Source organism: Primorskyibacter flagellatus, assembly GCF_048268605.1.
GTDB lineage: Bacteria > Pseudomonadota > Alphaproteobacteria > Rhodobacterales > Rhodobacteraceae > Primorskyibacter > Primorskyibacter flagellatus.
Window position 1 is genome coordinate 12,627 of the sequence record NZ_JBLWVF010000004.1, and the last position, 26,929, is coordinate 39,555.

25 protein-coding genes and 2 pseudogenes are annotated in these 26,929 nt (G+C 63.8%); 19 read left to right on the top strand and 8 right to left on the bottom strand.

The features are described from left to right. Genes ACN0WV_RS06400 through ACN0WV_RS06430 form a run of 7 tightly spaced genes read left to right on the top strand, consistent with a single transcriptional unit; the run spans nucleotide 1 to nucleotide 5,070 of the window. Nucleotides 1–771: a thiazole synthase gene (locus ACN0WV_RS06400; protein ID WP_417604443.1), complete on the top strand. Its 771-nt coding sequence runs from the start codon at nucleotides 1–3 to the stop codon at nucleotides 769–771. Continuing rightward, a complete protein-coding gene (locus ACN0WV_RS06405; RefSeq protein WP_417604445.1) occupies nucleotides 768–1,364 on the top strand; it encodes a thiamine phosphate synthase in 597 nt (198 codons plus the stop codon). Before ACN0WV_RS06400 ends, ACN0WV_RS06405 begins: the two co-directional genes overlap by 4 nt. Then, on the top strand, nucleotides 1,361–2,344 hold the full coding sequence (locus ACN0WV_RS06410; protein WP_417604447.1) for a HesA/MoeB/ThiF family protein: 984 nt from the start codon (nucleotides 1,361–1,363) through the stop codon (nucleotides 2,342–2,344). Before ACN0WV_RS06405 ends, ACN0WV_RS06410 begins: the two co-directional genes overlap by 4 nt. Further along, a complete protein-coding gene (locus tag ACN0WV_RS06415) occupies nucleotides 2,341–3,276 on the top strand; it encodes an ABC transporter substrate-binding protein (protein WP_417604449.1) in 936 nt (311 codons plus the stop codon). The genes ACN0WV_RS06410 and ACN0WV_RS06415 overlap by 4 nt, the downstream gene beginning before the upstream one ends. After that, nucleotides 3,273–3,620, top strand: coding sequence for a hypothetical protein (locus tag ACN0WV_RS06420; RefSeq protein WP_417604451.1), 348 nt, complete (start codon nucleotides 3,273–3,275; stop codon nucleotides 3,618–3,620). The genes ACN0WV_RS06415 and ACN0WV_RS06420 overlap by 4 nt, the downstream gene beginning before the upstream one ends. Continuing rightward, complete coding sequence (locus tag ACN0WV_RS06425; protein WP_417604453.1) at nucleotides 3,617–4,342, top strand: ABC transporter ATP-binding protein; 726 nt, start codon at nucleotides 3,617–3,619, stop codon at nucleotides 4,340–4,342. Before ACN0WV_RS06420 ends, ACN0WV_RS06425 begins: the two co-directional genes overlap by 4 nt. Beyond that, a complete protein-coding gene (locus tag ACN0WV_RS06430; protein WP_417604455.1) occupies nucleotides 4,339–5,070 on the top strand; it encodes an ABC transporter permease in 732 nt (243 codons plus the stop codon). The genes ACN0WV_RS06425 and ACN0WV_RS06430 overlap by 4 nt, the downstream gene beginning before the upstream one ends. 15 nt (nucleotides 5,071–5,085) lie before the next feature. On the opposite strand, the pseudogene ACN0WV_RS06435 reads toward ACN0WV_RS06430, so the two are convergent. From ACN0WV_RS06435 to ACN0WV_RS06455, 5 genes and pseudogenes are all read right to left on the bottom strand, one after another. Beyond that, nucleotides 5,086–5,205: pseudogene (locus ACN0WV_RS06435) on the bottom strand (pantoate--beta-alanine ligase); the annotation flags it as partial. Between the two features lie 100 nt (nucleotides 5,206–5,305). Then, nucleotides 5,306–6,154, bottom strand: a complete 849-nt coding sequence (gene nadC / locus ACN0WV_RS06440; RefSeq protein WP_417604456.1) for a carboxylating nicotinate-nucleotide diphosphorylase — start codon at nucleotides 6,152–6,154, stop codon at nucleotides 5,306–5,308. After that, nucleotides 6,151–7,716 carry an L-aspartate oxidase gene (locus ACN0WV_RS06445; RefSeq protein WP_417604458.1) on the bottom strand — a complete coding sequence of 522 codons (1,566 nt, stop codon included), beginning with the start codon at nucleotides 7,714–7,716 and terminating at the stop codon, nucleotides 6,151–6,153. The genes nadC and ACN0WV_RS06445 overlap by 4 nt, the downstream gene beginning before the upstream one ends. 4 nt (nucleotides 7,717–7,720) lie before the next feature. Continuing rightward, complete coding sequence (nadA, locus tag ACN0WV_RS06450; RefSeq protein WP_417604460.1) at nucleotides 7,721–8,773, bottom strand: quinolinate synthase NadA; 1,053 nt, start codon at nucleotides 8,771–8,773, stop codon at nucleotides 7,721–7,723. Nucleotides 8,774–9,096: 323 nt separating this feature from the next. Then, nucleotides 9,097–13,608 carry a TIR domain-containing protein gene (locus tag ACN0WV_RS06455; protein ID WP_417604461.1) on the bottom strand — a complete coding sequence of 1,504 codons (4,512 nt, stop codon included), beginning with the start codon at nucleotides 13,606–13,608 and terminating at the stop codon, nucleotides 9,097–9,099. Between the two features lie 341 nt (nucleotides 13,609–13,949). Here ACN0WV_RS06455 and ACN0WV_RS06460 point away from each other — a divergent pair, with 341 nt between their 5' ends. The 6 genes from ACN0WV_RS06460 (at nucleotide 13,950) to ACN0WV_RS06485 (ending at nucleotide 20,891) form a co-directional block, all read left to right on the top strand. After that, on the top strand, nucleotides 13,950–14,840 hold the full coding sequence (locus tag ACN0WV_RS06460; RefSeq protein WP_417604463.1) for a LysR family transcriptional regulator: 891 nt from the start codon (nucleotides 13,950–13,952) through the stop codon (nucleotides 14,838–14,840). Between the two features lie 87 nt (nucleotides 14,841–14,927). Further along, the gene (locus ACN0WV_RS06465; RefSeq protein ID WP_417604465.1) at nucleotides 14,928–15,404 is read left to right on the top strand and encodes a formate dehydrogenase subunit gamma; all 477 of its coding nucleotides are present in this window, start codon (nucleotides 14,928–14,930) and stop codon (nucleotides 15,402–15,404) included. Continuing rightward, nucleotides 15,401–16,918, top strand: coding sequence for a formate dehydrogenase beta subunit (locus tag ACN0WV_RS06470; RefSeq protein WP_417604467.1), 1,518 nt, complete (start codon nucleotides 15,401–15,403; stop codon nucleotides 16,916–16,918). Before ACN0WV_RS06465 ends, ACN0WV_RS06470 begins: the two co-directional genes overlap by 4 nt. Next, entirely contained in the window at nucleotides 16,915–19,854 is a 2,940-nt protein-coding gene (gene fdhF / locus ACN0WV_RS06475; protein ID WP_417604469.1) for a formate dehydrogenase subunit alpha, read from the top strand. The genes ACN0WV_RS06470 and fdhF overlap by 4 nt, the downstream gene beginning before the upstream one ends. A 4-nt stretch (nucleotides 19,855–19,858) precedes the next feature. Further along, on the top strand, nucleotides 19,859–20,683 hold the full coding sequence (fdhD, locus tag ACN0WV_RS06480; RefSeq protein WP_417604470.1) for a formate dehydrogenase accessory sulfurtransferase FdhD: 825 nt from the start codon (nucleotides 19,859–19,861) through the stop codon (nucleotides 20,681–20,683). After that, nucleotides 20,673–20,891, top strand: a complete 219-nt coding sequence (locus tag ACN0WV_RS06485; RefSeq protein WP_417604472.1) for a formate dehydrogenase subunit delta — start codon at nucleotides 20,673–20,675, stop codon at nucleotides 20,889–20,891. The genes fdhD and ACN0WV_RS06485 overlap by 11 nt, the downstream gene beginning before the upstream one ends. A gap of 442 nt (nucleotides 20,892–21,333) precedes the next feature. On the opposite strand, the gene ACN0WV_RS06490 is transcribed toward ACN0WV_RS06485, so the two are convergent. The 3 genes from ACN0WV_RS06490 to yghX form a co-directional block, all read right to left on the bottom strand. Beyond that, the gene (locus ACN0WV_RS06490; protein WP_417604474.1) at nucleotides 21,334–21,918 is read right to left on the bottom strand and encodes a ferric reductase-like transmembrane domain-containing protein; all 585 of its coding nucleotides are present in this window, start codon (nucleotides 21,916–21,918) and stop codon (nucleotides 21,334–21,336) included. Then, the gene (locus ACN0WV_RS06495) at nucleotides 21,918–22,418 is read right to left on the bottom strand and encodes a twin-arginine translocation pathway signal (protein WP_417604476.1); all 501 of its coding nucleotides are present in this window, start codon (nucleotides 22,416–22,418) and stop codon (nucleotides 21,918–21,920) included. Before ACN0WV_RS06495 ends, ACN0WV_RS06490 begins: the two co-directional genes overlap by 1 nt. Before the next feature lie 122 nt (nucleotides 22,419–22,540). Continuing rightward, nucleotides 22,541–23,455, bottom strand: coding sequence for a YghX family hydrolase (gene yghX, locus ACN0WV_RS06500; protein WP_417604478.1), 915 nt, complete (start codon nucleotides 23,453–23,455; stop codon nucleotides 22,541–22,543). Nucleotides 23,456–23,770: 315 nt separating this feature from the next. Here yghX and ACN0WV_RS06505 point away from each other — a divergent pair. From ACN0WV_RS06505 to arsH, 6 genes and pseudogenes are all read left to right on the top strand, one after another. Continuing rightward, a pseudogene (locus ACN0WV_RS06505) lies at nucleotides 23,771–23,938 on the top strand (integrase); the annotation flags it as partial. A 46-nt stretch (nucleotides 23,939–23,984) separates the two neighbouring features. Next, nucleotides 23,985–24,158, top strand: a complete 174-nt coding sequence (locus ACN0WV_RS06510) for a hypothetical protein (RefSeq protein WP_417604480.1) — start codon at nucleotides 23,985–23,987, stop codon at nucleotides 24,156–24,158. A 32-nt stretch (nucleotides 24,159–24,190) separates the two neighbouring features. Further along, on the top strand, nucleotides 24,191–24,520 hold the full coding sequence (locus ACN0WV_RS06515) for an ArsR/SmtB family transcription factor (protein ID WP_417604481.1): 330 nt from the start codon (nucleotides 24,191–24,193) through the stop codon (nucleotides 24,518–24,520). 128 nt (nucleotides 24,521–24,648) lie between these two features. Beyond that, nucleotides 24,649–25,716: an ACR3 family arsenite efflux transporter gene (arsB, locus tag ACN0WV_RS06520; RefSeq protein WP_417604483.1), complete on the top strand. Its 1,068-nt coding sequence runs from the start codon at nucleotides 24,649–24,651 to the stop codon at nucleotides 25,714–25,716. Further along, nucleotides 25,713–26,135 (top strand): arsenate reductase (glutaredoxin), encoded by a 423-nt coding sequence (gene arsC, locus ACN0WV_RS06525; RefSeq protein WP_084353881.1) that lies wholly within the window; start codon nucleotides 25,713–25,715, stop codon nucleotides 26,133–26,135. The genes arsB and arsC overlap by 4 nt, the downstream gene beginning before the upstream one ends. Next, nucleotides 26,128–26,838, top strand: coding sequence for an arsenical resistance protein ArsH (gene arsH, locus ACN0WV_RS06530; protein ID WP_084353882.1), 711 nt, complete (start codon nucleotides 26,128–26,130; stop codon nucleotides 26,836–26,838). Before arsC ends, arsH begins: the two co-directional genes overlap by 8 nt. Nucleotides 26,839–26,929 lie beyond the last annotated feature (91 nt).

Here is a 26,929-nt window from a genome sequence, read left to right on the forward strand (position 1 = left end):
ATGCTGCTTTACGGTACCGAGATCAATTCGCGTCTGATGCTGGGTACGGCGCAATACCCGTCGCCGGCGGTTCTGGCCGAGGCCTTCCGCCGCTCCGGTGCCGGTATCGCCACCGTCTCTGTGCGACGTGAGGCGGGCGGCGATCGCGCCGGCGCGGCATTCTGGGATTTGATCCGCGACCTCGGTGTGACACTCCTGCCCAACACCGCAGGCTGCCATTCGGTCCGCGAGGCGGTGACCACGGCGCAGATGGCCCGCGAGCTGTTCGACACGCCCTGGATCAAACTCGAGGTGATCGGCCATGCGGATACCCTTCAGCCCGACCCCTTCGGACTGGTGGAGGCCGCGCGCATTCTGACCGATGAGGGTTTCAAGGTTTTTCCCTATACCACCGAGGACGTGGTTCTTGCCGACCGGCTGCTACAGGCGGGTTGCGAGGTGCTCATGCCATGGGGCGCACCCATCGGCACCGGGCTGGGGCTGACCAACATCTATGGCCTGCGCACCTTGCGCGCCCAGTTTCCCGACGTGCCCATGGTGGTGGATGCGGGCCTCGGTCTGCCGAGCCAGGCCGCCACGGCGATGGAGTTGGGCTATGACGCGGTGCTGCTCAACACCGCCGTCGCCAAAGCGGGCGACCCGGCGAGGATGGCGGAAGGTTTCGCCCGCGCGGTCGAGGCCGGGCGGCTCGCCTACGAGGCCGACCCGATGGAGCCACGCGACATGGCGGCCCCTTCGACCCCCGTCATCGGCAGGGCGTTCCTGACATGAGCCTACACCGCTTTTATCCGATCTTTGACAACGCCGGCTGGCTGCACCGCACGCTTCCGCTGGGCGTGAAGCTGGTGCAGCTTCGTATCAAGGATATGGACTTGGCCGACCTTTGGAACGCCATCACCCAAGCGAAATCGCTCTGCCGCGCGCATTCCGCGTCGCTGGTGATCAACGACCATTGGCAGATCGCCATCGACGCAGGCTGCGAGTGGGTGCATCTCGGGCAGGAAGATCTCGATACTGCGGATCTTCCGGCCATTCGCCGTGCTGGCCTCAGGCTGGGCATCAGCACCCACGACCACGCCGAACTTGACCGCGCCCTGTCAATGTCGCCTGACTATGTTGCACTGGGCCCGGTCTATCCGACGATCCTGAAAAAGATGAAATGGCACCAGCAGGGCCTTGAGCGTGTCACCGAATGGAAGCGCGCCATTGGCGACCTGCCCCTTGTCGCCATCGGCGGCATGCGCGTCGAGCGGGCAGCGGGCGTCTTTGCCGCCGGTGCCGATGTCGTGTCAGTGGTCACCGATATCACCCTCAGTGAGGACCCGGAGGCCCGCGTTAGTGCCTGGATCGAGGCGACGCGATGAGCCGCTATGCCCGCCAGATCGCAGTGCCCGAACTTGGGCCTTTGGGCCACGCCCGTCTGCGCCGGGCGCATGTGCTGGTCATCGGCGCGGGCGGGCTTGCTGCCCCGGTGCTGCAATACCTCGGCGGGGCTGGCGTAGGCCGCATTCGGTTGGTGGATCCGGACCGGGTTGAGGCGACGAACCTGCATCGCCAGACGTTGTTCCGCGAGTCTGATATCGGCGTCGCAAAGTCCAAGGCCGCCGCTGCGGCGATCACCGCGCTCAACCCCGATTGCAGGGTCGAGGCGGTCGTGGCCGCGCTTGATCCTGCCAATGTCGGCGCGCTCTGCGACAGTACCGATCTTGTGCTCGATTGCGCCGACAGCTTCGCGGCAAGTTACATCCTGTCCGACGCCTGCCATGCTGCGGACCGCCCGCTGGCCAGCGCCTCGGTGGTTGGACTCGACGGTTATGCCGGGGCCTTCTGCGGCGGCGCGCCCAGCTTGCGCGCCGTGTTTCCCGACCTGCCGCAAAGGCTCGGCTCATGCGCCGAGGATGGCGTTCTGGGGCCGGTCGTGGGTGTGATCGGCGCGCTTCAGGCGCAGATGGCTCTCGCACTACTCGCAGGGCTCGATCCTTCGCCCCTCGGGCAGCTTGTCACCTTCGACGGGCGCAGCCTTAGATCGGGCAAGTTTCGCTTTGCCGATACGCCCGAACCCGAGCGCGGCCCCCGTTTCCTCGCGCCTTCCGCGATTACTGCCGCTGACTTTCTCGTCGACCTGCGGGCCGAGGACGAGGCCCCCCTGATGCGGCCCTTCGCCCGCCGTCTTCCCGCCACCGCTTTCGGCCCCGGAGGCCCCATTCCCGCCACCGGACAACGCGCCGTGCTCTGTTGTCGCTCGGGCCAGCGCGCATGGACGGCCGCTGAAAGGCTTGGGGCGGTCTGGGACGGAAACATATTTCTCGTCGCCCTCGGCGACCCAACCGGAGACATCCCATGAAACCCATGCTGACAGCCCTCGCCCTTGTTCTGGCGACACCCGCCGCCGCTCAGGACGAGATGACCGTTATGCTCGACTGGTTCGTGAACCCCGATCACGGGCCGATCATCATTGCGCAGGAGATGGGTTATTTCGCTGAAGCAGACCTGGCGGTCGAAGTGATCGCCCCGGCCGACCCTTCCGATCCGCCCAAGATGGCTGCCGCAGGTGCGGTCGACCTTGCAATTTCCTACCAGCCGCAACTGCACCTTCAGGTGGCAGAAGGCATGCCGCTGATCCGCGTCGGCACGCTGGTCGCCACACCGCTCAACTGCCTGCTCGTGCTGGATGACGGACCTGTCGCGCAGATCGCGGATCTCGAAGGCCGCAAGGTGGGTTTCTCTGTCGCCGGCGTCGAGGAGGCGCTGCTTTCGGCCATGCTGGGCGAGGCCGGGCTTGGCACCGGCGATATCGAGTTGGTCAACGTCAACTGGTCGCTGTCGCCCGCGCTGATGTCGGGGCAGGTCGATGCGGTGATCGGGGCTTTTCGCAACTTTGAGCTGAACCAGATGGAGATCGAGGACGTCGCCGGCCGGTGCTTCTACCCCGAGGAACACGGCGTGCCGACCTATGACGAACTGATCTACATCGCCAACCCCCAGACGATGGATGCGGGAATGATCCGGCGTTTCCTCGGGGCAATGGAAAAGGCCACGCAGTACATAGTGAACCACCCGCGGGAGAGCTGGGAGGTGTTCGCGGCCACCTCAACCGAGCTTCAGGACGAACTGAACAAGAAGGCATGGGCCGATACGATCCCGCGCTTTGCGTTGCGTCCCGAGGCACTGGACGCCGGCCGCTACGCGCGGTTCGAGAACTTTCTGCATCAGGCCGGGCTGATCGAGGGCACGCGTCCTGTCACTGCGCTGGCCGTCGACCTGGGGGCAGAATGAGCTACGGCACGGCATTGCGTCTTTGGCACGACGCCGCCGGTACAGCGTGGAACGATCATACCCACCACGCCTTGGCTGGACAGATGGCCGATGGTCCGCTGCGACGCGCGGCATACCTGTTTCTTGTCCATTTCCCTTGTGCCTGGACCCTGGCGGTGACCAAGGCCAAGACGCTGGATGAGATGCACGCCTGCCGCGAGGGTGGCGCGTTGATCGACTTGACGGTCGCGCGCAGCCTCGGCCACACAACGGAAACCAGCCCGCGCTGGCCCCGGCTATGCGCGCGCTTCCAGACCGCCACACGGCTGCAAGCCGATTTCTGGGCCAGGGGGCTTTCGGGATGAGCGGCGCGCCTGCGCTTCGATTGACCGGGCGTGTCACGATCGGTGGCACCGCGATCTTCGGCCCCCTGTCGCTGGAGGTTCCGGCGGGGCGGTGGACCTGTCTGCTGGGTCCCTCCGGTGTGGGCAAGTCCACGCTTTTGCGCCTGTTTGCGAGCCTTGGGGACAAGGTCGACTTTGAGGGCACCGTTGGCGCAAGCGATGGTGCGCCGCTGGCAGGTCGCGTGGCGTTGATGGCGCAGAGCGACCTGTTGATGCCATGGCTTGACGTGACCGCGAATGTCACCCTCGGCGCACGGTTGCGAGGCACGCAGCAGCCGCGTGAAAGGGCGCTCGACATATTGGCGCGCGTTGGCCTTGCGGATCACGGCACCAAACGCCCTGACGCCCTTTCCGGCGGACAGCGGCAGCGGGTGGCGCTTGCCCGGACCCTGATGGAAGACCGGCCTGTCATATTGCTGGATGAACCCTTTTCGGCGCTTGATGCGCAGACACGCGCCCGGATGCAGGACCTTTCGGCCGAACTGCTGGCCGGTCGCACCGTGTTGCATGTGACCCATGACGCCGCCGAGGCCGCCCGGCTGGGTGAGACGGTTTTGCTGATGACACGCGAGGGGATCACCCCGGTCGCATCACCGCCCGCACGCGTGCCGCGCCCCTATGATGCGGTTGAGACCCTTGCCTTTCAGGGCCGATTGCTGCGGCAACTTATGGAGGCAGTGTGAAAAAGGTCCTGCACTTCGCCAGCGTCGCGCTTCTGGGTCTGTTGGCGTGGCAGGCCGTGGTCACGTTTGCCGATCTGCCGCGCTTCATTCTGCCCGGACCCATGTTGGTCTTTTCCACGCTCTGGACCAGCCGGATGCTGATCGCCGAACATGCGGTCGTGACCATCACAGAAGTGCTGATTGGTCTTGGCCTCGGGGCGACCTTGGGTTTTGCCTCGGCGATCCTTCTTGCCGCTTCGTCTTTTGCGCGCAATCTGCTCCGCCCGATGCTGGTCTTCAGCCAGGCCATCCCCGTGTTCGCACTGGCACCGATCCTGACGCTGTGGCTGGGTTACGGGCTATGGTCGAAGGTCGCGATGGCGCTGCTGATCATCTATTTTCCCGTGACATCGGCCTTTTTCGACGCGCTGATGCGCACACCCGTCGCCTGGGTGGAACTTGCCCGCGTCATGAACGCCCCACCCGCGCGCATCCTGTGGTGCGTCCGCGTTCCGGCGGCCATGCCCGGCTTTGCCTCGGGGCTTCGGCTGGCGGCGGTTTATGCGCCTATCGGTGCCATCATAGGCGAATGGGTCGGGGCGTCTCGGGGGCTTGGCTACTTGATGCTGCTGGCGAACGGCCGCGCGAAGATCGACCTGATGTTCGCCGCGCTGATTGTCCTGGCCGTGCTGACGCTGGTTCTTCACGCGTTGGTCGATGCGGTCTGTCGACGGATATGGGGAGGGTGATTTTTCGGTGACTTCGGCCAGACGGTGAACCACCAGAATTTTCTGGAGGTGCTTTTCGCAAAAGAAGGCTTGGACCGCATCAGCTTGCAGCAGTAGCTTGGTCACCACGGTCGCCACGCCGTCGAAATGGCCGGGCGCATCGCGCCGCGAAGACCATCACCAACGCCGGTCAGTATTTGCGCGTGCATCGCAATTTATTACGATTTGCGGCGCAACATAGTAATTTCCCACCCTCTCAGAAGTCCAACCCCAGATCCAGCGTCTGCGCCGAATGCGTCAGCGCCCCGGAAGAGATGTAGTCGACACCCGTCGCTGCGACCTCGGCGATCCGGTCCAGCCTCATGTTGCCCGAGGCCTCCAGAACCACGCGCCCGGCCGCCAGCGCAACCGCCTTGCGCAGGGTCGGGGTGTCCATGTTGTCCAGCAGTACGACGTCGGCTCCGCCCTCGTCCAGCACCTCGGCCAGCTGGTCCAGCCGGTCGACCTCGATCTCGCAGCGGATCATGTGCGAGGCCTGCGCCTTGACCGCGCGCAGAACCGGCCGGATGCCGCCCGCCGCTGCGATGTGATTGTCCTTGATCAGGATCGCATCCGACAATGAGAAACGGTGGTTGAACCCGCCGCCATGCAGCACCGCCTGCTTCTCGACCAGCCGCAGGCCGGGCGTCGTCTTTCGGGTGCAGGTCACACGCGTCTCGGTCCCCGAGGTCTGCGCTACGAAGGCCGCCGTCATCGTCGCGATGCCAGACAGTCGCCCGGCAAAGTTCAGCGCGACCCGTTCACCCGAGAGGATTGACGCCGCCGCTCCCTCGATCTCCATCAGCAGGTCACCGGGCCGGATCTCGTCCCCGTCCCCCTTGTGCGCCGTGACAGCCAGCGCCGGGTCGACCAGCCGGAAGGCCAGCGCTGCCACCTGAAGCCCCGAGACGACCCCCGCCTCGCGCGCGTTCATCCGTGCGGTGTAGCGCGTCGTTGCCGGGATGACCGTGCGGGTCGTGATGTCGCCATAGGTGCCCAGATCCTCAAGCAATGCGGCGCGGACCAGGGGTTCCAGGATCAGGTCGGGCAAGGGGGCGGCAGTCATGCGGGTTCCTTTCGGGCCTGGGCGCGGATCTCCTGCGCCTGCGCGAGGGTGAAGAAGGATCTCTCGCCGGTCGCGCCCTGCACATCGGGATGGTCCGAGCGGAAATGCGCGCCCCGGCTCTCTTTCCGGGCCAGCGCGGCGGCGGCGATCAGCGTGGCGGTTGCGGTCATGTTCAGCAGGGCGTCACAGTCGGGCTGCGCCGCCGCGATCGTGGCGATCGTGTCCAGCGTGCGTCGCAAGCCCGCGCCGGTGCGGATCACGCCCGCCCCGTCGGTCATCGCTTGCCGCAGCCGGGCGACCAGCGCCGGATCGGGTGCTTGGGCCGGGGCAAGATCGGGCAGCTCGACCGGCGCGGCATCACCCGCGCCCAGCCCCTTGGCAATCGCATCCGCACAGCGCCGCCCGTAGACCAGCGCCTCGAGCAGCCCGTTCGAGGCCAGCCGGTTCGCGCCATGCAGCCCGGTCGAGGCAACCTCGCCGCAGGCCCAGAGGCCGGGCAGGGTGCTCGCCCCCCCGGCATCCGTCGCGATGCCGCCCATGTGGTAATGCGCGGCGGCGGCGACCGGGATCGGCTGCGCCACCGGATCGAGGCCCGAGGCCCGGCAGGCTGCGGCCACGGCCGGAAACTCGGTCAGGATCCGCGCGCCAAGGGCCGCCCGCGTGTCCAGCGCCGGGGCAAGACCGGCCTGCGTCTGGGCAAAGACCGCGCGGGCAACGATGTCGCGCGGTGCCAGCTCGGCATCCGGATGTGCCGCCAGCATGAACCGTTCGCCCCGGCTGTTGATCAGCGTCGCGCCTTCGCCGCGCAGCGCCTCGGTCGCCAGCGGCGCTGGGTCCAAGCCATTGGCGATGGCCGTTGGATGGAACTGCACAAACTCCGCATCGGAGATGACCGCCCCGGCCCGCGCCGCCATGCCCAGCACCTGACCGCAGATGCGCGGCGGATTGGTCGTCTGCGAAAACAGACTGCCCGACCCGCCGCCCGCCAGCAGCACCGCCGCACCGCGCAGAGCGACCGATTGCGTCAGGCCGTCGGCGCAGCGCGCGACCCGGGCCCCGCACACGCGGCCGCCCTCGATCACCAACCCGGTGGCCATCACGCCTTCCAGCACCTGCACATGCGGCGCGGCGCGGACCTGCGCGGTCAGTGCCTGCATGATCTCGGACCCCGCCTGATCGCCGCGCACGCGCACGACACGGGCAAAGCTGTGCGCCGCCTCGCGCGACAGGACGTAGCCGCCGTCCGCGGTCCGGTCAAAGGGTGTGCCCAGCCCGGTCAGGTCGAGGATATGCGCCCGCGCCTCGGCCGTGACGGCCTCTGCAACCTGCACGTCCACGGTCCCCGCCCCTGCTCGCACGGTATCGCGGGCATGCGCCTCGGCGCTGTCGGAGGGGTCCATCGCCGCCGCAACGCCGCCCTGCGCCCAGGCCGACGACGCCCCGGAGCCGAGGGGTTCGGGCGAAATCATCAGGACCGGATGCGGGGCCAGCCGCAGCGCAGCATATTGCGCCGCCAGCCCGGCCCCGACGATGATGGCGCGGGGCGTGTCGATCACTGCCATGGGCCTAACCGTTCAGGCGCGCCGATAGGTCGATCATCCGCTGCACGGCGACACGGGCCTTGACGGCCACCGCGGGGTCGACCTCGACCGCGCCTTCCATCGTGTGCAGCGACCAGAGCACCTTCTCAAGCGTGATCTTCTTCATGTAGGGGCACATGTTGCAGGGCCCGACGAAATCGACATCCGGCAGCGCGTCCGAGATATTCGAGGCCATCGAGCATTCCGTCACGAGCATCGCCTTCTCGGGCCGCTCGGTCGTGACATAGTCGATGATCCCGCTGGTCGAGCCCGAGAAATCGGCCTCGGCGACCACGTCGGGCGGGCATTCGGGGTGGGCGATGATGCGGGTGCCGGGGTTCCAGTCGCGGAACTCGCGCAGGTCCTTCGCGGTGTACTGCTCATGCACGATGCACGATCCTTCCCACCAGACGATCTGCTTCTCCGGCACTTGGCTTGCGATGTTCTGCGCCAGATACTTGTCCGGGGTCATGATGACCGTGTCGCTCTCCATTGCGCGGACGATCTGGACGGCATTGGACGAGGTACAGCAGATGTCAGAGGCCGCCTTCACCTCGGCCGTGGTGTTCACATAGGTGACCACTGGCGCGCCGGGATATTTCGCGCGCATCTCGGCGATCCCCGCGGCGGTGATGCTTTCGGCCAGTGAACAGCCTGCGGCCATGTCGGGGATCAGCACGGTCTTGGCCGGGTTCAGCATCTTTGAGGTCTCGGCCATGAAATGCACGCCGCACTGGACGATCACATCCGCTTCGACCTTGGTGGCCTCGATCGCCAGTTGCAGGCTGTCGCCCACCACGTCCGCGATCCCGTGATAGATTTCGGGCGTCATGTAGTTGTGGGCCAGGATCACCGCGTTCCGCTCGGCCTTCAGCTTCCTGATCGCAGCGACATAGGGCGCGAAGATCGCCCAGTCGGGCGGAGACATGACGCGCTCCATGCGGGCATAGATCCCGGACATCTCGGCGGCGAGGTCCGGGGAGGGGGCGAGATCATAATGATCGGCGAGTTCGGCGCGCAGCGCGATCTGGTCGAGCAAGGTGAGGATTCCTCAGGTTATTGCGTGTCGCCGGAGAGGGCGTGGCCGCACGCGGAAGGCGCGGGCTGAGGGCTATCTACGGGTCACATGACGCAAGGGCAAGTTGACGCTGGCGTAATATTGCGATGACATGCGCTAACATGTGTCCAAAACTGTTTTCGGGTGGTCGCGGCCTCATGCTTCTTCTCGCGGGTGAAGGAGAGTTGGATCCAACTGGCCACGACGGGGGGGCGCAGTTTTCGGCTGCGGCGGAAGAGATGGGTGTTTCCCGTAGTTCTGCTTGGGAGTTTTATCGACGATTAAAGCAAAGCACCTCGTTGAAATTATCGGCCGCTCCGGCGAATAGTTGACTGCCAAGCGCCATTGCTCTTCTTCAGCGTCCATCCGGCTTTGAACTTGCTGTCAAGATAGGCATAGAAAAGCGTTGAATCGTCGATTATCGCGGCAACAAGGGCACCTTCAGCCCCCCATGTCGTTTTGCTCTCGCCGATCCAGATATGTTCCCCCATGAACGGCCAGTCCGATCCCTGTTCGGTTTGGCGGGTCCGGGCGACGACCTGACCGATCTCAGCGAACGGGTGGTCCGGGTCCGCGTTCGTCCAAAGCTGCAAACCTTTTTCGTCCACCATAATTTCCAGCTTGGGCTTTCCGGCGTCGTTCAGCCAGACCCCTGCGATGTCGCGTCCAACCGCGTCGTTGTTCCCGCCGACGGCTCTCAGCCGTGCCAGCGCCAGCCCAGCCTTGGCAGACACCGGATGCCGAGAATATGCCTCGCGAAATTCCGCGAGGGCCTCGCGGTCCTGTTCGGCGATCAGACGGTCTAAAACCTCGCCCGGCGAGTCCAAGAGCGTTTCGTCCAAGGCCACTGGATAGTTGAAACGCTGCGCCGCATCGCGCAGGGCTACCAAGGCCAAACGGGCGGCATCGGCATCTTCAGGGTCATCTCGGACGATAGCGGAACAGGCGTCCAAGCCGATATCGACCAGAGCAACCACGTCCTGTCTGGGGGCCGACGCCTCGCTAGCGAACCGCAGCCCTTGCTGCACGACCTCGCAGGCGAAACGGTTCCTGTCGGCATCCTGCTTCAGCTTGTCGGCGAACTCTTCCAGCTTGGAATAGGGTGCGCCGTCGGACAGCGCGGCGAGGAGCGCGCGGGTTTCCGACAGCGCCTCCGAAGATCGCCCGAGTTCATAGAGCGCTCGGGCCCGGTATTCCCTGTCGCGCAAGCTTGGCGTGCCAATCTGCGCGAGCTCCTGGTAGGCTGTTTCCGCCTCCGCCCAGCGTTCCAGATGCGACAGGGCGTAGGCCCTGAACGCCTTGGGCTCGTTGATCATTCCGGCGTGCAGCCCTCTGATCATGTCGGCGAATTGTTCCCAGCCGCCCAGCGACGCCCTGCCGGCCTCGATTGTCGGAAGCCCAGTCTGGATCCGGGACGCGATTTCAAAATCCGCCAGCGCCGCCTCGTAGGTGCCCCTGAAGAAGCGCAGCTTTCCGCGTTGAAGATGCGCCAGCGGCTGAAGGGGCACGGCATCGATGGCGCTGGAAAAGGCGGTGTCGGCGGCATCGCAATCGCCGCGTCCGGTCGGCGGGTGACACGACCAGTTGCCGATGTTGAGCCAAGGTATAGAGACATGCGGAAGGAGTTCCGTGGCGCGCCTACTCGCTTCAATCGCCCCTGCGGTATCGCCGCTGTTTCGCAGCGCCGACGCCTCGACCAGAAGCCTGTCGTATTCGGCCTCGCGCGCCATCAATTGCAGCCGACCGGTTGCGACTTCGCGCAAGGCCTGCGGACGGAACGAACGGTCGATGACCGTACCTGAATCAAGCCCGACGTGAAAGCTGCCGTCCGGCGCGCTCCAAGCCATGATGGGAGTGGTCGCCGACGAGCCGTCCATCGGAACCGCAAACTGGGTCAGCTGCCGGAAGTTGTCGGTCTCGACGATCTGAAGCACAGTGCCCGGCGTGGCTCCACTACCGCGTTGCAGAACCAAACCGATGGCGCCCGCCACCACGTCGGTTGCAGCGACAACCCGGCGGTCTTCGAGGCCCAGCCCGTCCATGCGGATCTCATGCACAGGTGACACCTCGAACGTTTCCGGGTCGATGCGGAAGATCCGCGACCCGCGCTGTTGCGACCCGGTGCTTGCGAATTGCTGCGCGCTGACGATGGCAAGGAATGATCTGTTCGCAGCATCCCAGCGCAACGATACGAGCTGAGAGCGGAAGAGCGCAGAGACCTGTGCGGCAAGCGCTGCGTCCTGGATGGCGCTTGCGTCATAGCTTGCACCGCGCAGCGTTAACGGTTTGGTGCGACCGATCAATGCTCCCGTTTCGTCGTGAAAGCTCAGGGTCAGATTGCCGTCGGCAAGCGCGAAGGCGGCAAATTCGCGTGCCTCCTGGGGCAATTGCAGGGCGGTTGCTCCGGGCCCGACCTGGTCTTCCCGAAGCGTCCGTGCTTTCCGCGCGTCCTCGCCTGCACCGGATACGAGCGGCCAAAGCGTCGTGCCTGTCGCACCCGTTCCCAGCAAGGTTTGACCGTCCGCGGAAAAGGCAAGGCTTTCCGCCGCAAAACCTGCTGACCAGAGGGTTTGCCCCGTGACCGTCATGACCGTGACGCGGCCATTGGCCGAGAACGCGAAATGGGTCCCGTCAGGTGAAAGCGCGGCAGAAAGAGGCATGTCGCGGTCCACGTCCATCGCGTGCCGATAAAGGCTGGTATACGCGACGTCCTCATGATCGAAGATCTCGACATGCGCGGTGGGCCCCCAGTTGCCATAGAGGGCCAGCAGACGTTCGCCGCCATCGGTGGCTTGCATTTCGACGACGGTTTCGAATGCATCGTAAAGACGGCTGCCCAGATCCGCGACATCCGCAAGGTCCCAGCGCCTGATGTCACTGCCCTGAATCGTCGCACTCATCAGGATGGCACAATCGGGGGTGAACGCGAGCGCCGCAACAGGCCCGGTCCCATGACGGAGCCGGGCAGTGACGCGAACGCCGTCGGACTGGAAGACGTGGATCGACCCCGCACCGTCGCCGACTGCCAGCAGGTTCCCGTGCCGACAAGCCGTGGCGGCTGTCACGCCGGATGCGACGGCGACCGGCCTGACTTTGCCAAAGGTTCCTGCGCCATCGAAGATCGTCGACGGCACAAATTCCGGCGGTCCGTCCTGATCGCATACGAGAAAGGCGTCTGTCCGGCCTGCCTCGGATCTCGTCGTCGGAATGACGCAGGACACCCCGTCGCCCGGTTCCCAGCCGACAAGGCCAACCTCGAGACGGCTGTCGCCAAGCGCGGCCGTCACGGATCTTGCGACACCCTCCTCCGACCGCGGTGTGCGTCCAACACGCTCGGGCACCAGAAGTTGTCGCGTATCGACCGTATCGCCGAATGCGACCGCAACCGTGTAAGACCAATCATTGCCTTCCCGCGCAATATCAGTGACGGCGCGGCCGGACCCCTCAAGAACCCGGCGATGGCTGAAATCGGCGGTATCAACCAGATAGAGGTTGCCCTGCGAGTCCCCCGCCAGAATGGTGCCCTGCGCATCGAGCGGGAGAACCGCCATGATCGGATGGGGGTGGTCCGTCAGCGCCTGCCCCATGAGCCGACCATCGGAATCGAAGAGGCTCACCCCGATCCCAAGAGCCTTACGGTCGGCACCCTGAAGGCTGCCGCTGCCGACCACAACCAAGTCCTCCTTCGCGCGCTTTATCCAGCGGGCGTCGTTGGCGAAGGCGACACCAGAGGGGCCGTTCGCATTCAGCGGCGGTGCAAGCGGCCGACCGTCGAAATCCGTCATGAGGACCATCTCGGTCATGACGATCAACAGCCGGTCTTCTCCGTCCGGATCGGGATGCAGTTTTACGACGTTGGCATATTGACCGTCGAACTGGCCACGAAGACGCGGCATCTCACGTGCCGCATCCGCAACCGACGGCAGCACCGAGCGGATCTCTGCCGGTGGTGGATCGGGGGCATAGATGGCCTCCGCGCGTGCACTGACATCGACGGCAAGCGCCAAACCTGCGGCGGGATCCTGCGTAGCAGCAAATTGCGCGCGGCTGGCATCGCGCTGCAACTTCGCGATCTCGGTCTGCTCGTCGGCGCGCGATCTGGCAAGTTGCAGGGAAAGCGAGAGGATGATCGCCGCCGCGCCGATCACCCCGGCTACCGTCGCGAAGACCGTAAGTCGTCGGGTCGATGCGCGGCGGCTTTCAAGAATGTAGTCAAGGGTTTCCGCCGTCGGTGCCACATCTTGGCCTCCTGCGGCATCACGCCAGGCTTCGGCCGCGCGAAGGGATGTTCCCCGCAGCAGAACGGCGGAAGACCTGTTTCGTTGCCGCCATTCCTTCGCCCTGTCCTGCAACCGCGTGAGTTCCTTCAACCAGGCCTGGTTGGCCCGCAGCGCGGCAAGCAGAGTTTCGCCATGCGAACTGAGCGAAAACCGGCCCTCTGCGGGCAGAACGTGAAACTCACCAATGGAGGGGGGCATGCCCTCCGGCGGGACTTCGACTATCCGCACAGGCAAAAGCCGCTTGCCGCGGCGCTCTGCTTCGCCAAGTTCCCGCAGACACCATTTCGATTCTATGGAGGCCGCGCTTACCAGCCAGACCACCGTGTCGCAGGCATGGATCATCTCGGCGATTTCGCCCCACCATTTTTCGCCGTAGGGCAGGTCGCGACGGTCTATTCGGACGTCGAAGTCATGGGATTCAAGGTATGCGACGATGTCGTCGGCGATCTTCGTTTCGACCCGCGCATAGCAAACGAAGACGTTGAGCCGCCTTTCGGGCTGCTTGTCGGAAATGTCTGCTTTAAATGCTCGGAACATCAGGCCCCCGATATTAGGAGTCGTGGCCGGAAAAACCTGTTGAGTTTACCATGAATAGCTCTGCGCACCAAGTTTCTGTCGTTCCACCCCACTGGCCCCCCACGTATCGCAAAGCCGTCTGTGATGATGGGACCGCACCCCCGACGGGCATTATCCAGTTTTTGGTGCCGGCCAAAATGTCCGTTTGGGCCGATCAACTTTACGGTTGTCAGTCTGTCGGACCACAGGGATAAAGGCGGGCACCATTCCCAGTGTGGCCCAGCCTGGGGCGTCGAGGGGCTTTTGCAGTCCGCCCCATGCCGATGGTGCCGAGTCCGCCCCAGTCCTGAAAAGAGTGCTCCATGCTCGATAAGCTCGAAATGTTCATTGCTCTTGCCAAGGCGAAGCATTTTGGCAAGGCCGCCGACGAACTTGGCATCACGCAGCCAACCTTGTCCACGGGGATCAAGAATCTAGAGGATCGGCTTGGAGTCAAACTTGTCTTTCGTGGCTCGAAATTCGGCGGGCTGACGCCCGAGGGGCACAGCGCGCTGGAATGGGCGCGACGGATCGTCAGCGATGCGCGCCAGCTGCGCGAGGAGATGCGATTCACCAGGAATGGCCTGTCGGGCCAGTTGCGCGTCGCGGTCATCCCGACGGCCCTCACCTGGGCCGCGCAGCTCTCGGCGCGGTTCAGCGAGAAAAACCCTAATGTGCGGCTCACGCTTTTGTCGCGCACATCCATTGAAATCCTGTCCATGATCGAGAATTTGGATGTCGATGCGGGCATCACCTATCTGGACAATGAGCCGACGGGCAGGCTGAGTACCGAGCCGCTGTATCGCGAGCGCTATATGCTTGTCTGTAATGAGGCATCGCAATGGTACGGCCGAGAGTCGGTCGGTTGGAAGGAATTGGAGGGCGAGAGACTGGCGCTCTTGACGCCTGAAAACCAGAACCGGCGCATCATCAACGGCCATTTCCGTGATGCGGGCGTGACGCCCGATGCCTGGATCGAGTCCGATTCGGCGGTCGTGCTGGTCGCCAATGTCGAGCGCGGCGACTGGCTGACCATCCTGCCCGCCGATATCGCCACCTTCCTCGCGGCAGGCAAGGCACTGAAACTGGTGCCGCTATCGGGCAATATCCGGCATCCTTCGGTTGGCTTGGTCGCCCCATATCGAGAGCCGCACACCCCTACGCTGCAAGCGCTTCTGAAGGAAGCGGCACAACTGGCGGAGCAGCGTGATTGAAGTTATCGATCACTTGACGGGATATCCATATTGATTCCGTGATAATGCGGCATTTACCCTTGAGGCAACATAGCCAAAAGGTCAGCCATGCCACAGACTACGTCCATCCCGACCGATGCCGAAATCGACGCGATCCTCGCCGAGCACACACACCGCGAGGGGCCGCTTCTGCCAATGCTGCACGCGCTTCAGGCGGAATTCGGTTACATCCCCACCGCCGCGATCGCGCGGATCGCACATCTGCTGAACATGACAAAAGCCGAGGTGCATGGGGTCGTCTCGTTTTACCACGATTTCCGTGAACGGCCCGCCGGGCACCATGTCGTCAAGATCTGCCGTGCCGAGGCGTGTCAGGCCGTCGGCGGCGATGCGCTGGCCGAAGAGACTTTGGCCAAGCTGGGCCTCGACTGGCACGCGACTACGCCGAACGGCGCCTTGACGGTCGAGCCGGTCTATTGCCTCGGCATGTGCGCCTGCGGCCCCGCCGCGATGGTCGATGACAAGGTCGTGGGCCGGCTGGATGCTGCCCGGATGGCGCGGATCCTGACGGAGGCGGGTGCATGAGGTTCTATATCCCAATGGACAGTGCGGCCAAGGCGCTCGGCGCGGATGACGTGGCCGAAGCCGTTCGCAGCGAGGCGGAGGCGCGCGATCTGGATGTCACGATCATCCGCACCGGTACGCGCGGCATGATCTGGCTGGAGCCGCTGGTGGAGATCGACCGCGGCAACGGTCGCGAGGCGTTCGGCCCTGTAACGCCCAAAGATGTGACAGCGCTGCTGGACGGAACGCTCGACGGGCATGGTCCGGTCGAAAATATCCCCTTCTTCGCGCGCCAGACGCGCCTGACCTTTGCCCGCTGCGGCGTGATCGATCCGCTTGACCTGGCCGATTACGAGAAGCATGGCGGCCTGGCCGGCCTGCGCCGCGCGATTGATCTGAGCAGTGCCGAGATCGTCGCCGAAGTCACCGACAGCGGGCTGCGCGGGCGGGGGGGTGCGGGCTTTCCCACCGGGATCAAGTGGAAAACGGTGATGGAGGCTGAGGCACCGCAGAAATACATCGTTTGCAACGCCGACGAGGGCGACAGCGGCACCTTTGCCGACCGCATGATCATGGAGGGCGATCCCTTCACCCTGATCGAGGGCATGGTGATCGCGGGTCTCGGCGTCGGCGCGACCAAGGGCTATGTCTATCTGCGTTCGGAATATCCCGATGCGATTGCCGTGATGAACGAGGCGATCCGGATCGCGCGCGCCAAGGGCGCGCTGGGCGAGGATATTCTCGGCTCAAACCGCAGCTTTGACATGGAGGTGCGCGTGGGTGCCGGTGCCTATGTCTGCGGCGAGGAAACATCCTTGCTCAACTCGCTCGAAGGCAAGCGCGGCGTCGTGCGGGCCAAGCCGCCCCTGCCTGCGCTCGAAGGTTTCCTTGGTCGGCCCACGGTGGTCAACAACGTCATCAGCCTCGCAACTATACCGGTGATCTTCGAGCGGGGCGCGCAGCATTACGCCGATTTCGGCATGGGCCGCTCACGCGGGACTGTGACCTTGCAGATTGCGGGCAACGTGGCGCGTGGCGGGCTGTTCGAGACCGCCTTCGGCATCACGCTGGGCGAGGTCGTCAACGATCTGGGCGGCGGCACACGCTCGGGCCAGCCGGTCAAGGCAGTGCAGGTGGGCGGCCCCCTGGGTGCCTATATCCCCGTCGCCAATTTCGATGCACCCCTCGGCTACGAAGAACTGGACGCCAAGGGCGGGCTGCTGGGCCATGCCGGTCTGACCGTCTTTGACGACAGCGTTGACATGTTGAAGATGGCGCGCTTTGCGATGGAATTCTGCGCGGTGGAGTCTTGCGGTAAATGCACGCCTTGCCGCATCGGATCGGTGCGGGGAGTCGAGACGATCGACCGCATCGCGCGCGGCGATGCTGACGCGATCCCGCTCCTGACCGATCTGTGTGAGACGATGACCGACGGATCGCTCTGTGCGCTAGGGGGATTTACGCCCTTCCCGGTCATGTCGGCGCTTAATCATTTTCCGGACGACTTCGCGACCCAGAAGGAGGCAGCGGAATGAAAGACTTCATCATCCCCACATCCATCCACGATGACCGTGACATGGGCACCAAGGCCAAGCAGGGCGCGCCCGTCACACTGACCATCGACGGGTTTGAGGTGACGGTGCCAGAGGGCACATCCGTCATGCGCGCGGCTGCCGAGGTGGGCATTCAGGTGCCCAAGCTCTGCGCGTCGGACAATCTGGAGGCTTGGGGCTCCTGCCGCCTCTGCGTGGTCGAGATCGAAGGTCGCCGCGGCACGCCCGCGTCCTGCACGACGCCGGTGGCCGAGGGCATGGCCGTCACGACGCAAGGTGCCAAGGCCAAGAAGATCCGCAAGGGCGTGATGGAGCTTTATATCTCGGATCATCCGCTGGATTGCCTGACCTGTAGCGCCAATGGCGACTGCGAATTGCAGGATATGGCTGGCGCTGTGGGCCTGCGCGATCAGCGGTTTGAGTCGGGGCGCAATCACTACGACCCCTTGGGCATCGGCACGCTGGCGGCTGGCGACATTCGCGCGCGCGCGCGTCCCGGCGCTGGCGATTTGGGGAACCCCGAATACATCCCCAAGGACCAATCCAATCCTTATTTCACCTATGATCCCAGCAAATGCATCGTCTGCTCGCGCTGCGTGCGCGCCTGCGAGGAAGTGCAGGGGACCTTCGCGCTGACCATCGAGGGACGCGGATTCGAAAGCCGGGTTTCGGCGGGTATGACCGGCGATGATTTCATGGCTTCCGATTGCGTCAGCTGCGGCGCCTGCGTGCAGGCTTGCCCCACCGCATCACTGCAAGAAAACTCGATCATCGAGCTGGGCACGCCTGAACGTTCGGTCATCACGACCTGCGCATATTGCGGCGTCGGCTGTTCGTTCAAGGCCGAACTGAATGGCGACGAGCTGGTGCGCATGGTCCCCTACAGGCACGGCAAGGCCAATCGCGGGCATAGCTGCGTCAAGGGCCGCTTTGCCTATGGCTATGCCAACCACAAGGACCGCATCCTGAACCCGATGATCCGCGACTCGATTGAAGAGCCGTGGCAGGAGGTCAGTTGGGACGAGGCGCTGACCTTCGCGGCGCAGCGGATGCGCGGGCTTCAGGACAAGTACGGCAAGAAATCCATCGGCGTCATCACCTCCAGCCGCTGCACCAACGAGGAAACCTATCTGGTGCAGAAACTGACCCGCGCGGTATTTGGCAACAACAACACCGATACCTGCGCGCGCGTGTGCCATTCGCCCACGGGCTATGGCCTTGGCCAGACCTTTGGAACCTCTGCGGGCACGCAGGATTTCGACTCGGTCGAGGATACGGACATCATCATCCTGATCGGGGCCAACCCGACCGACGCGCATCCAGTCTTTGCCAGTCGGATGAAAAAGCGTCTGCGCGAAGGTGCCAAGATCATCGTGATCGACCCGCGCAAGATTGATCTGGTCCGCTCTGCGCATATCGAGGCATCGCACCACCTGCCATTGCGCCCCGGCACCAACGTTGCCGTCGTCTCGGCCATCGCCCATGTGATCGTGACCGAAGGGCTGATGGATGAGTCGTTCATACGCGAGCGCTGCGACTGGGAGGAGTTCAGCGAATATGCCGAATTCATCAGCGACACGCGCCACAGTCCCGAAGCGACCGAATTGCTCACCGGCGTGCCTGCCGCCGACCTGCGCGCCGCTGCGCGCCTCTTTGCCACCGGCGGCAATGGCGCGATCTATTACGGGCTAGGCGTGACCGAACACAGCCAAGGGTCGACCACGGTGATCGGCATCGCCAATCTTGCCATGCTGACCGGCAATGTCGGGCGCCGCGGCGTGGGCGTGAACCCGCTGCGCGGTCAGAACAACGTGCAAGGGTCCTGCGACATGGGATCTTTCCCGCATGAGCTGCCCGGTTATCGCCATGTCAAGAATGACGATGTGCGCGATATCTACCAAGAAGTCTGGGGCGTTCAGATCGACAACGAGCCGGGCCTGCGCATCCCCAACATGCTGGATGCCGCCGTGGAGGGCACGTTCAAGGGGCTTTACTGCCAGGGCGAGGATATCCTGCAATCCGACCCGGATACCAAGCATGTCGCCGCCGGCCTTGCTGCGATGGAATGCGTCATCGTGCATGACCTTTTCCTCAATGAGACGGCAAATTATGCGCATGTCTTTCTACCGGGCTCGACCTTCCTGGAAAAGGACGGCACCTTCACGAATGCCGAACGGCGCATCAACCGCGTGCGCGAGGTGATGAAGCCGCTCAATGGCTATGCCGATTGGGAGGTGACGCAGCTCTTGGCCAATGCCATGGGCGGGGGCTGGCACTATACCCATCCCAGCCAGATCATGGACGAGATCGCGCTGACCACCCCCAGCTTCGCCGGCGTGTCCTATGACGTGCTGGAAGAGAAGGGATCGGTCCAGTGGCCCTGCAACGAGGCGCACCCGGATGGCACGCCGCTGATGCATGTCGATGGCTTCATGCGCGGCAAGGGGCGGTTCATCGTCACCGAATATGTCGCGACCGAGGAAAAATCCGGCCCGCGCTTCCCCCTCTTGCTGACCACGGGGCGCATCCTGTCGCAGTATAACGTGGGCGCGCAGACGCGGCGCACCGCCAATAGCGAATGGCATCACGAAGATCTGCTGGAGATTCATCCGCACGACGCCGAAGTCAGGGGCATCAAGGACGGGCAATGGATCAAGCTCGCGTCCCGCTCGGGCGAGACAACGCTGCGGGCGCAGATCTCGGAGCGGATGTCGCCGGGGGTGGTGTACACGACCTTCCACCATCCCGACACGCAGGCCAACGTCATCACCACCGATTACTCGGACTGGGCCACCAACTGCCCCGAATACAAGGTGACGGCGGTGCAGGTCTCGAATTCCAACGGGCCGACCGACTGGCAGGAGGCGTATAACGCGCAGGCGACAAAATCGCGCCGTATCCTGCCCGCGGCGGAATAGCGCCATGAACGCGCCGCGCCTCACCTATAGCGTGCCGGGCGTCAACGTCCGGCACGACGGGCTGCACGATATACGGCGCAGCCTGCCCGAAGAGACGCCCGTCGCGCTGGTCTTTGACGGGACCACTGCGGCGGTGATGATGGCCAGCCCCGATAATATTCAGGATTTCGCCATGGGATTTGCTCTCACCGAGGGGTTCATCGGCGGCCTCGCGGATGTGACCGACTTCGAAATCGTTGCACATGAGTTGGGCATCGAGGCGCGGTTCTGGCTGGCGTCCGAGCGCGCCGAGGCGGTACGCCGGCGCCGACGCAGCATGCTCGGGCCGGTGGGCTGCGGTCTGTGCGGGATCGACAGTCTCGAGCAGGCCATCCGCCCCCTTCCTGTCCTTCCTGCCGGGAGAACGCGTCTCTGTCAGGCGGCCATCGCCGGTGCCAGCGAGGCACTGCGCGCGCATCAGCCGCTGCATGATCAGACCCGCGCGGTCCATGCGGCAGGCTTTGTCGGGCCGGAGGGCGATATCGTGCTGATGCGCGAGGATGTCGGGCGGCACAATGCGCTGGACAAACTCATCGGTGCGCTATCGCGCGGCGGGATCGACCCCGCGAGCGGGGCCATCGTGCTGACCTCGCGCGTGTCGGTCGAGATGGTACAAAAAACCGTCATCGCCGGGTGCCCCGTGCTGATCGCCGTATCGGCACCTACTGCCCATGCATTGCGGCTGGCCGAAGGAGCGGGGCTGACGCTGGTCGCCTTCGCGCGCGGCGGCAGTTTCGACATTTACGCGCATCCCGAGCGTATCCAGACAGGAGCCTGCCATGCAGCCTGACAAACTCGTCACGATGGTCAACCAGATCGCCACCTATTTCAAGACCCAGCCCGGCACCGATCAGGCCGAATGTGTCGCCGCCCATATCAATGATTTCTGGGAGCCGCGAATGCGAACGACGCTATCAAAGTATTACGCGGACGGCGGCGCCGGCCTGTCAGACCTTGCGAAAGAAGCGATGGCGTTCCTACGAGTACCCGCGGACTGAACCTGCGAGCCCGCCGGATCTGTCCAGATGCATTTCAGTGAAAAAAACGCGCACCGCAACATCTTGTGTTTAGCGGGCCAGAGTGTTCCCAAACCTCTGTGATTTCAGGCAAACGCAGGGCTTTGGGGGGCAATGGCTGGGGACTGCGCCAGCCTCATCTCGGAACCATTTTGGCAAGATGTCTTAGGACGGTGAACAGCAATTCGATCTTCTTGCGCCCTTGTCGGCTCTCGTCATATTGCCAAGTGTGGCGGGTGTCGCGGCACGGCTCCGCGAGGATGATCCGGTCACGAAGCCGATCCTTGGTGCGGCCCCCGATTCCGAAGAATCCCCTTGATGTCGTGCAGATGACCGCACACCTGCCGATGTGATGAGCCCGAGGCATCGCGGAAATGCCACCTATCGAGCGGCTCGATTGCCTCGCGACCGACCGCTGGATCGGCTAGCGGAGCATTCGCCATACCCGCCGCCGCCGCAGGGTCCATGCTCCTGCCCCCAGGACGAGCAGGCAGAGTGCCCCTTTCGTCACGTCTTCCATCGTTCCTTGGATAAGCCAGGCGTGTACGACTGTTCCTGTGACGATTACGATCGCTGCCGCGCTGTGCCCGAGACGCCAGATGCGAAGTCCCAGCCGTTTTCTCGCGGCCGCAAGGATGGCTGTTGCGAAGAGGGCCCACATCGCGACAGCACCCCAGATGGAAAAGGGCGTCGGTGAGCGGAAAAGCAGAACATCCACCACGTCGGGCGGACTGGTGATCCAAAGGCCCGCCACATGGACAACAACCGCTAAAACCAACCCCGCTCCGGTCCAGATATGCACGCGCCGGGCCGGCCCTCCCGAAAGCAGGCCGGTGACCAGCAGGGGCTGGACAAGCAGAAGGGCCAGCCCGACGATCCCGGAAAAGCCGGCAATGATGTAGACCGGCTCCCGCCATTGCAGAAGCGGACTTTGCGCCGCCGCGACCAATGCTGCCGCGATTGCCAAGGCCAGAGCCGCCCATAAGAGAGCGCGGCGCAACAAAGTCATCAGACCGGGCGCAACACGAACTCTACATGCAGGCTCGTGTCCGATGCCCGCGCCATCACCGGCCGCAGGAAAACCGTCTCGAAGCCGCCGTCATCGTAATCGGTATCGTAGGCGAGGTGCCCGTGGGGCTGACCGAAGGCAGGCACGATCTGTGGCATCTCGATGCGGAACACGCCGTCCGCGTCCGTGAGCACCGCGCCATGCGAACGTGCGTCCCGTTCGTGACCTTCGGTCGTATGGGCCCAGACCTGAATGCGGCGACCGGCAAGCGGTGCCCCGTCGCTCGCGCGTCGCACGGTGCCAGTGGTCCAGAAGCCGCCACCCCCGATCCTCTCCACGACCGGGGCACCCGGACGGTAATTGTTGGCTCCGCCCCGCATTGTCGGGGTGGGTGCAAGGGATTGCGCGCGGGCCGGTATGGTCAGGCCGGACGCACCAATGAGAAGCGCTGCCCCTGCAGTGGAAACGACGGTTCGGCGCGTCGGGTTCGGGGTCGTCATGTCGATGTCTCCCAACTGCGGTTTCAAAAATGGACTTCTTCGATCACCTATATTTATTTCAAAAAAGAGCCCATTCAACCACAGCACACGGGGAATTCACCGCATGTCGGGCGCGATTTGGCTCAGCCGGCGAGGTATGTACGGAACCAGGCCACCATGCGCTCTTCGGCAAGGCGGGCGGCCTGTTCGTCATAGCGCGGCGTGGTATCGTTGTGGAAACCGTGGTTCACGCCGGGGTAGATATGCGCCTCGTACCGCTTGTCGCCTTCTTCCAGTGCTTTCTGGTAGTCCGGCCACATGGCGTTGATACGCTGATCGAGTGCGGCAAGCTGGATCATCAGCGGGGCCTCGATCCGGGCCACTTGGCCGCTGTCGGGGGCTGCGCCGTAGAAGGGAACGCCTGCCGCCATCTCGGGATAGGCGACCGCCAGCTTGTTCACGACACCGCCCCCGTAGCAGAAGCCGGTCGCGCCCACCTTGCCGTTTGTGCCGTCAAGCGCCTGAAGATACTCGAAACCCGCGAAGAAATCGTTCAGGAGCGCGTCCTGATCGAGGCTTCGCTGCATATCGCGGCCTTCATCGTCGTTGCCCGGGTAGCCGCCAAGCGAGGAAAGCCCATCGGGGCCCATGGCAACGAACCCCGCCTTTGCGAGGCGGCGCACCACATCGCGGATATAGGGGTTCAGACCGCGGTTTTCGTGGACGACCAGAACGGTGGCTGGCGGGCGGTCGGGGTCGATTTCCGTTGGTCGGACCAGATAGGCCGTGATCTCGCCCGTTCCGTTCGGGCTGGGATAGGTGATGTCTTCGCCGTGGATGCCGGGGTCATCTTCGGCCACCTGCTGGGCCAGCGCGTAATTGGGCGCAAGCGTGCCAAGGATCGCGGCCGCCGTCAGGCCACCGACGGCCCATTTGCCGGCACGGTCGAGAAACTCCCGTTTCGAAATTTTGCCGTGCGCATAGTAATCGTAAAGGTCCAGCAGCTCCTGGTCGAAATCGGCTGCGGTTAGGCGGGGCTGAGGCGTTTGGTCATTCATTGCAATAACTTCCCTGATGAGTGAAATTGAGATGTGACACGCGCATGTGCCAGTCGGGCCGTTCAAGCGGTGCGGAACGCATCTGCAAAAGAGCCCGAAGCCATACAGGATAGCCTAAAGCGACCACCATGACCGCACAAGCTGCCAATCTTGACTGTCTCAGCATTCAACATTCTGGGCTCAGGGCGGTCCCATGCATCTGCGGCGATACTCGAACGACAGGCCGTCGGACATCAGCCATTCAAACAACCAGTATACTGAAGTGTCAGCGCGGCGCTGATGTCTGGGCTCGGAGGGTGGATTGCAGGGCAAACAATGCCCCGACTCCAACTTCCCGCAGTCGCGCCGAAACGCAAAGCCTGGAACAAGGGCCGGATCATCGGTCGGAAACGTCCATTCTTGCCGAAACAGGTCTGGGCGATCCGTCCGCGGCTCGAACCGGCACGCAGCCTGCACGATCTTGTACTGTTTAACCTTGGCATGAAATGACCGAAATTCGACAGCGAAAGACCGAATGGGACAGTGCCCTATGAAAGCGCCATCCTCGCAAATCCTGATCGTCGTTGATGCGCGCGACATCGGCGAACCGCTTGGCCAGTATCTGGGCAAGCCGATGATGGAGGCGACACCGCGTGCCCGCCTCGACCACCGATGCCAGTCAGCGCAGAAGAAGCCATGCCAGTTTGCGACGAAAGACACTTGAATTGCGATTTATATATCTATACTACATGATATATGGATAAGAATTGCGCACTCGACGCCTTTGCCGCCCTCAGCCAGTCCACCCGGCTCGACGTGTTCCGCCTGCTGATCAAGGCCGGAGGCGCGGGCATGTCGGCGGGCGAGATCGGCGAGACCCTCGGGGTACGCCAGAACACGATGTCGGCCAACTTGGGCGTTCTTGCCCGATCCGGTCTGATCCGTAGCGCGCGGGAAGGACGCAGTATCCGCTATTTCGCCGACATGGAGGGAATGCGCGGCCTGCTGGCGTTCCTGATGGAGGATTGCTGCGGCGGACGTCCCGAACTGTGTCAGCCGGTCATCAACGAACTCGCCTGCTGCTAGGAGATTTTCATGGCCACCGAGCCCTATAACGTTCTGTTTGCCTGCACCCACAATACCGCCCGGTCGATCATCGCGGAAGCGATCATGAACCCGATGGCCGGTTGATTCCGAAATCCTGAGAGTTTGACATGACCGATACTTCGCTTCCCGCTGCGGCGGGTCTTGGAACCTTCGAGCGTTGGCTGTCCGTCTGGGTGGCGCTTGCCATCGGGGCGGGACTGCTGCTGGGCAACCTTTTTCCGGGCCTCTTCGGTGCTCTGGCCGCACTGGAGGTCGCTTCGGTCAATCTGCCCGTCGCGGTCCTGATCTGGGCGATGGTCTATCCGATGATGGTCGGCGTGGACTTCGGCTCGCTCGCCCGCGTCGGGGACAGGCCGAAAGGGCTGGTTGTCACGCTGGTGGTGAACTGGCTGATCAAACCCTTCACTATGGCGGCGCTTGGCGTGCTGTTCTTCGAGCACGTCTTCGCCGGGCTGATCCCGCCGGACGATGCGCAAGCCTATCTTGCGGGCGTGATCCTGTTGGGGGCCGCGCCCTGCACGGCGATGGTGTTCGTCTGGTCGAACCTGACGCGCGGCGACGCGACCTATACGCTTGTGCAGGTCAGTGTGAACGACGTGGTAATGGTGTTCGCCTTCGCCCCCATCGTGGCCTTTCTTCTGGGAGTGACGGATATTGTCGTGCCTTGGGACACGCTGCTTCTGTCGGTCGGCCTCTACGTCATGCTTCCGCTGCTGGCGGGGTACTTGACCCGCCGGAACCTGGTTGCCAAGGGGGGCGAGGCGGCGGTGGATGCGTTCAAGGCCCGTGTGCAGCCTTTCTCGATCATCGGGTTGCTGGTAACGGTCGTGTTGCTTTTCGGCTTCCAGGGTGAGGTGATCCTCGACCGCCCGCTTGTCATCTTTCTGATCGCCATCCCGCTGCTTATCCAGTCCTACGGCATCTTTTTTGTCGCTTACGGTGCAGCACGGGCCTGGGGCATCCCGTTCAACGTGGCCGCGCCCTGCGCGCTGATCGGAACGTCCAACTTCTTTGAACTGGCTGTCGCCGTCGCCATCAGCCTGTTCGGTCTTGGCTCCGGGGCAGCACTGGCCACGGTGGTCGGCGTGCTGGTGGAAGTGCCGGTGATGCTGTCTCTCGTCGCCTTGGCCAACCGGACGAAACACTGGTTTCCTGCGGAAGAGGGCGCGTCGTGAGCATCGTCATCCATCACAACCCCGAATGCGGCACCTCGCGCAACGTGCTGACGATCATCGAGGCGTCGGGCGCAACGCCGGTGGTGATCCCCTATCTTGAAACCGGCTGGACCCGCCCCCAGCTTCTGGCGCTTTTCGCGGCCGCTGGCCTGACACCCCGCACCGCGCTGCGGACAACAAAATCCCCGGCGGAAGAGTTGGGGCTGCTCGATCCGTCGGTCAGCGACGACGCGATCCTCGCCGCGATGCTGGCACACCCCGTTCTGGTCAACCGTCCCATCGTCTGTTCGCCCAAGGGCGTGCGCCTGTGCCGTCCGAGCGAGACGGTACTCGACCTGCTGGGCAACCTGCCGCCGGGTCCAATGGCGAAAGAGGATGGTACGCCACTGATTGACGCGGAAGGAAATCGCCTTGCCTGACACACCGAACCTAGACGAAAGCCATTTCGCGCCAATCGACGCGAAGCGTTTGCTGCCAACGGAACGAGCAACACACGCCCCGCGCATCCTGCTGCTTTACGGCTCCCTGCGGGAGCGTTCCTTCAGTCGACTGATGACGGAAGAGGCCGCGCGCGTCCTGAGGCGGTTCGGGGCTGAAACACGCACCTATCGGCCCTCCGGTCTGCCCTTGCCGGACGACGCGGACGCCGATCATCCGAAGGTGCAGGAGCTGCGGGATCTGGTCGCCTGGTCCGAAGGCATGGTCTGGTGCTCGCCGGAACGACACGGCGCGATGACCGGCATCATGAAAACCCAGATCGACTGGATACCGCTTTCTCTCGGCGGCGTGCGTCCGACGCAAGGGAAGACGCTGGCTGTCATGCAGGTCAGCGGCGGATCGCAGAGCTTCAACGCCGTGAACCAACTCCGCATCCTCGGCCGCTGGATGCGTCTGCTGACCATTCCGAACCAATCCTCCACCCCGAAGGCGTTTCTGGAGTTCGATGACGCGGGCCGCATGAGACCCTCGCCGTTCTACGACCGGATGGTCGATGTCATGGAGGAGCTGATGAAGTTCACGCTTCTGACACGCGACAACAAGGACTTCCTGCTCGACCGCTACAGCGAACGAAAGGAAAGCGTTGCGGACCTGTCAAGGCGGGTGAACCAGAAAGCGATCTGACTGCATTTCAATGCGCGGCAGAGGCAGAGCTTCTCTTCAGGCGTGCCGCTCCTCGCCATCGCCCATCCGCTGCCCCGGTGCCGATGTATTC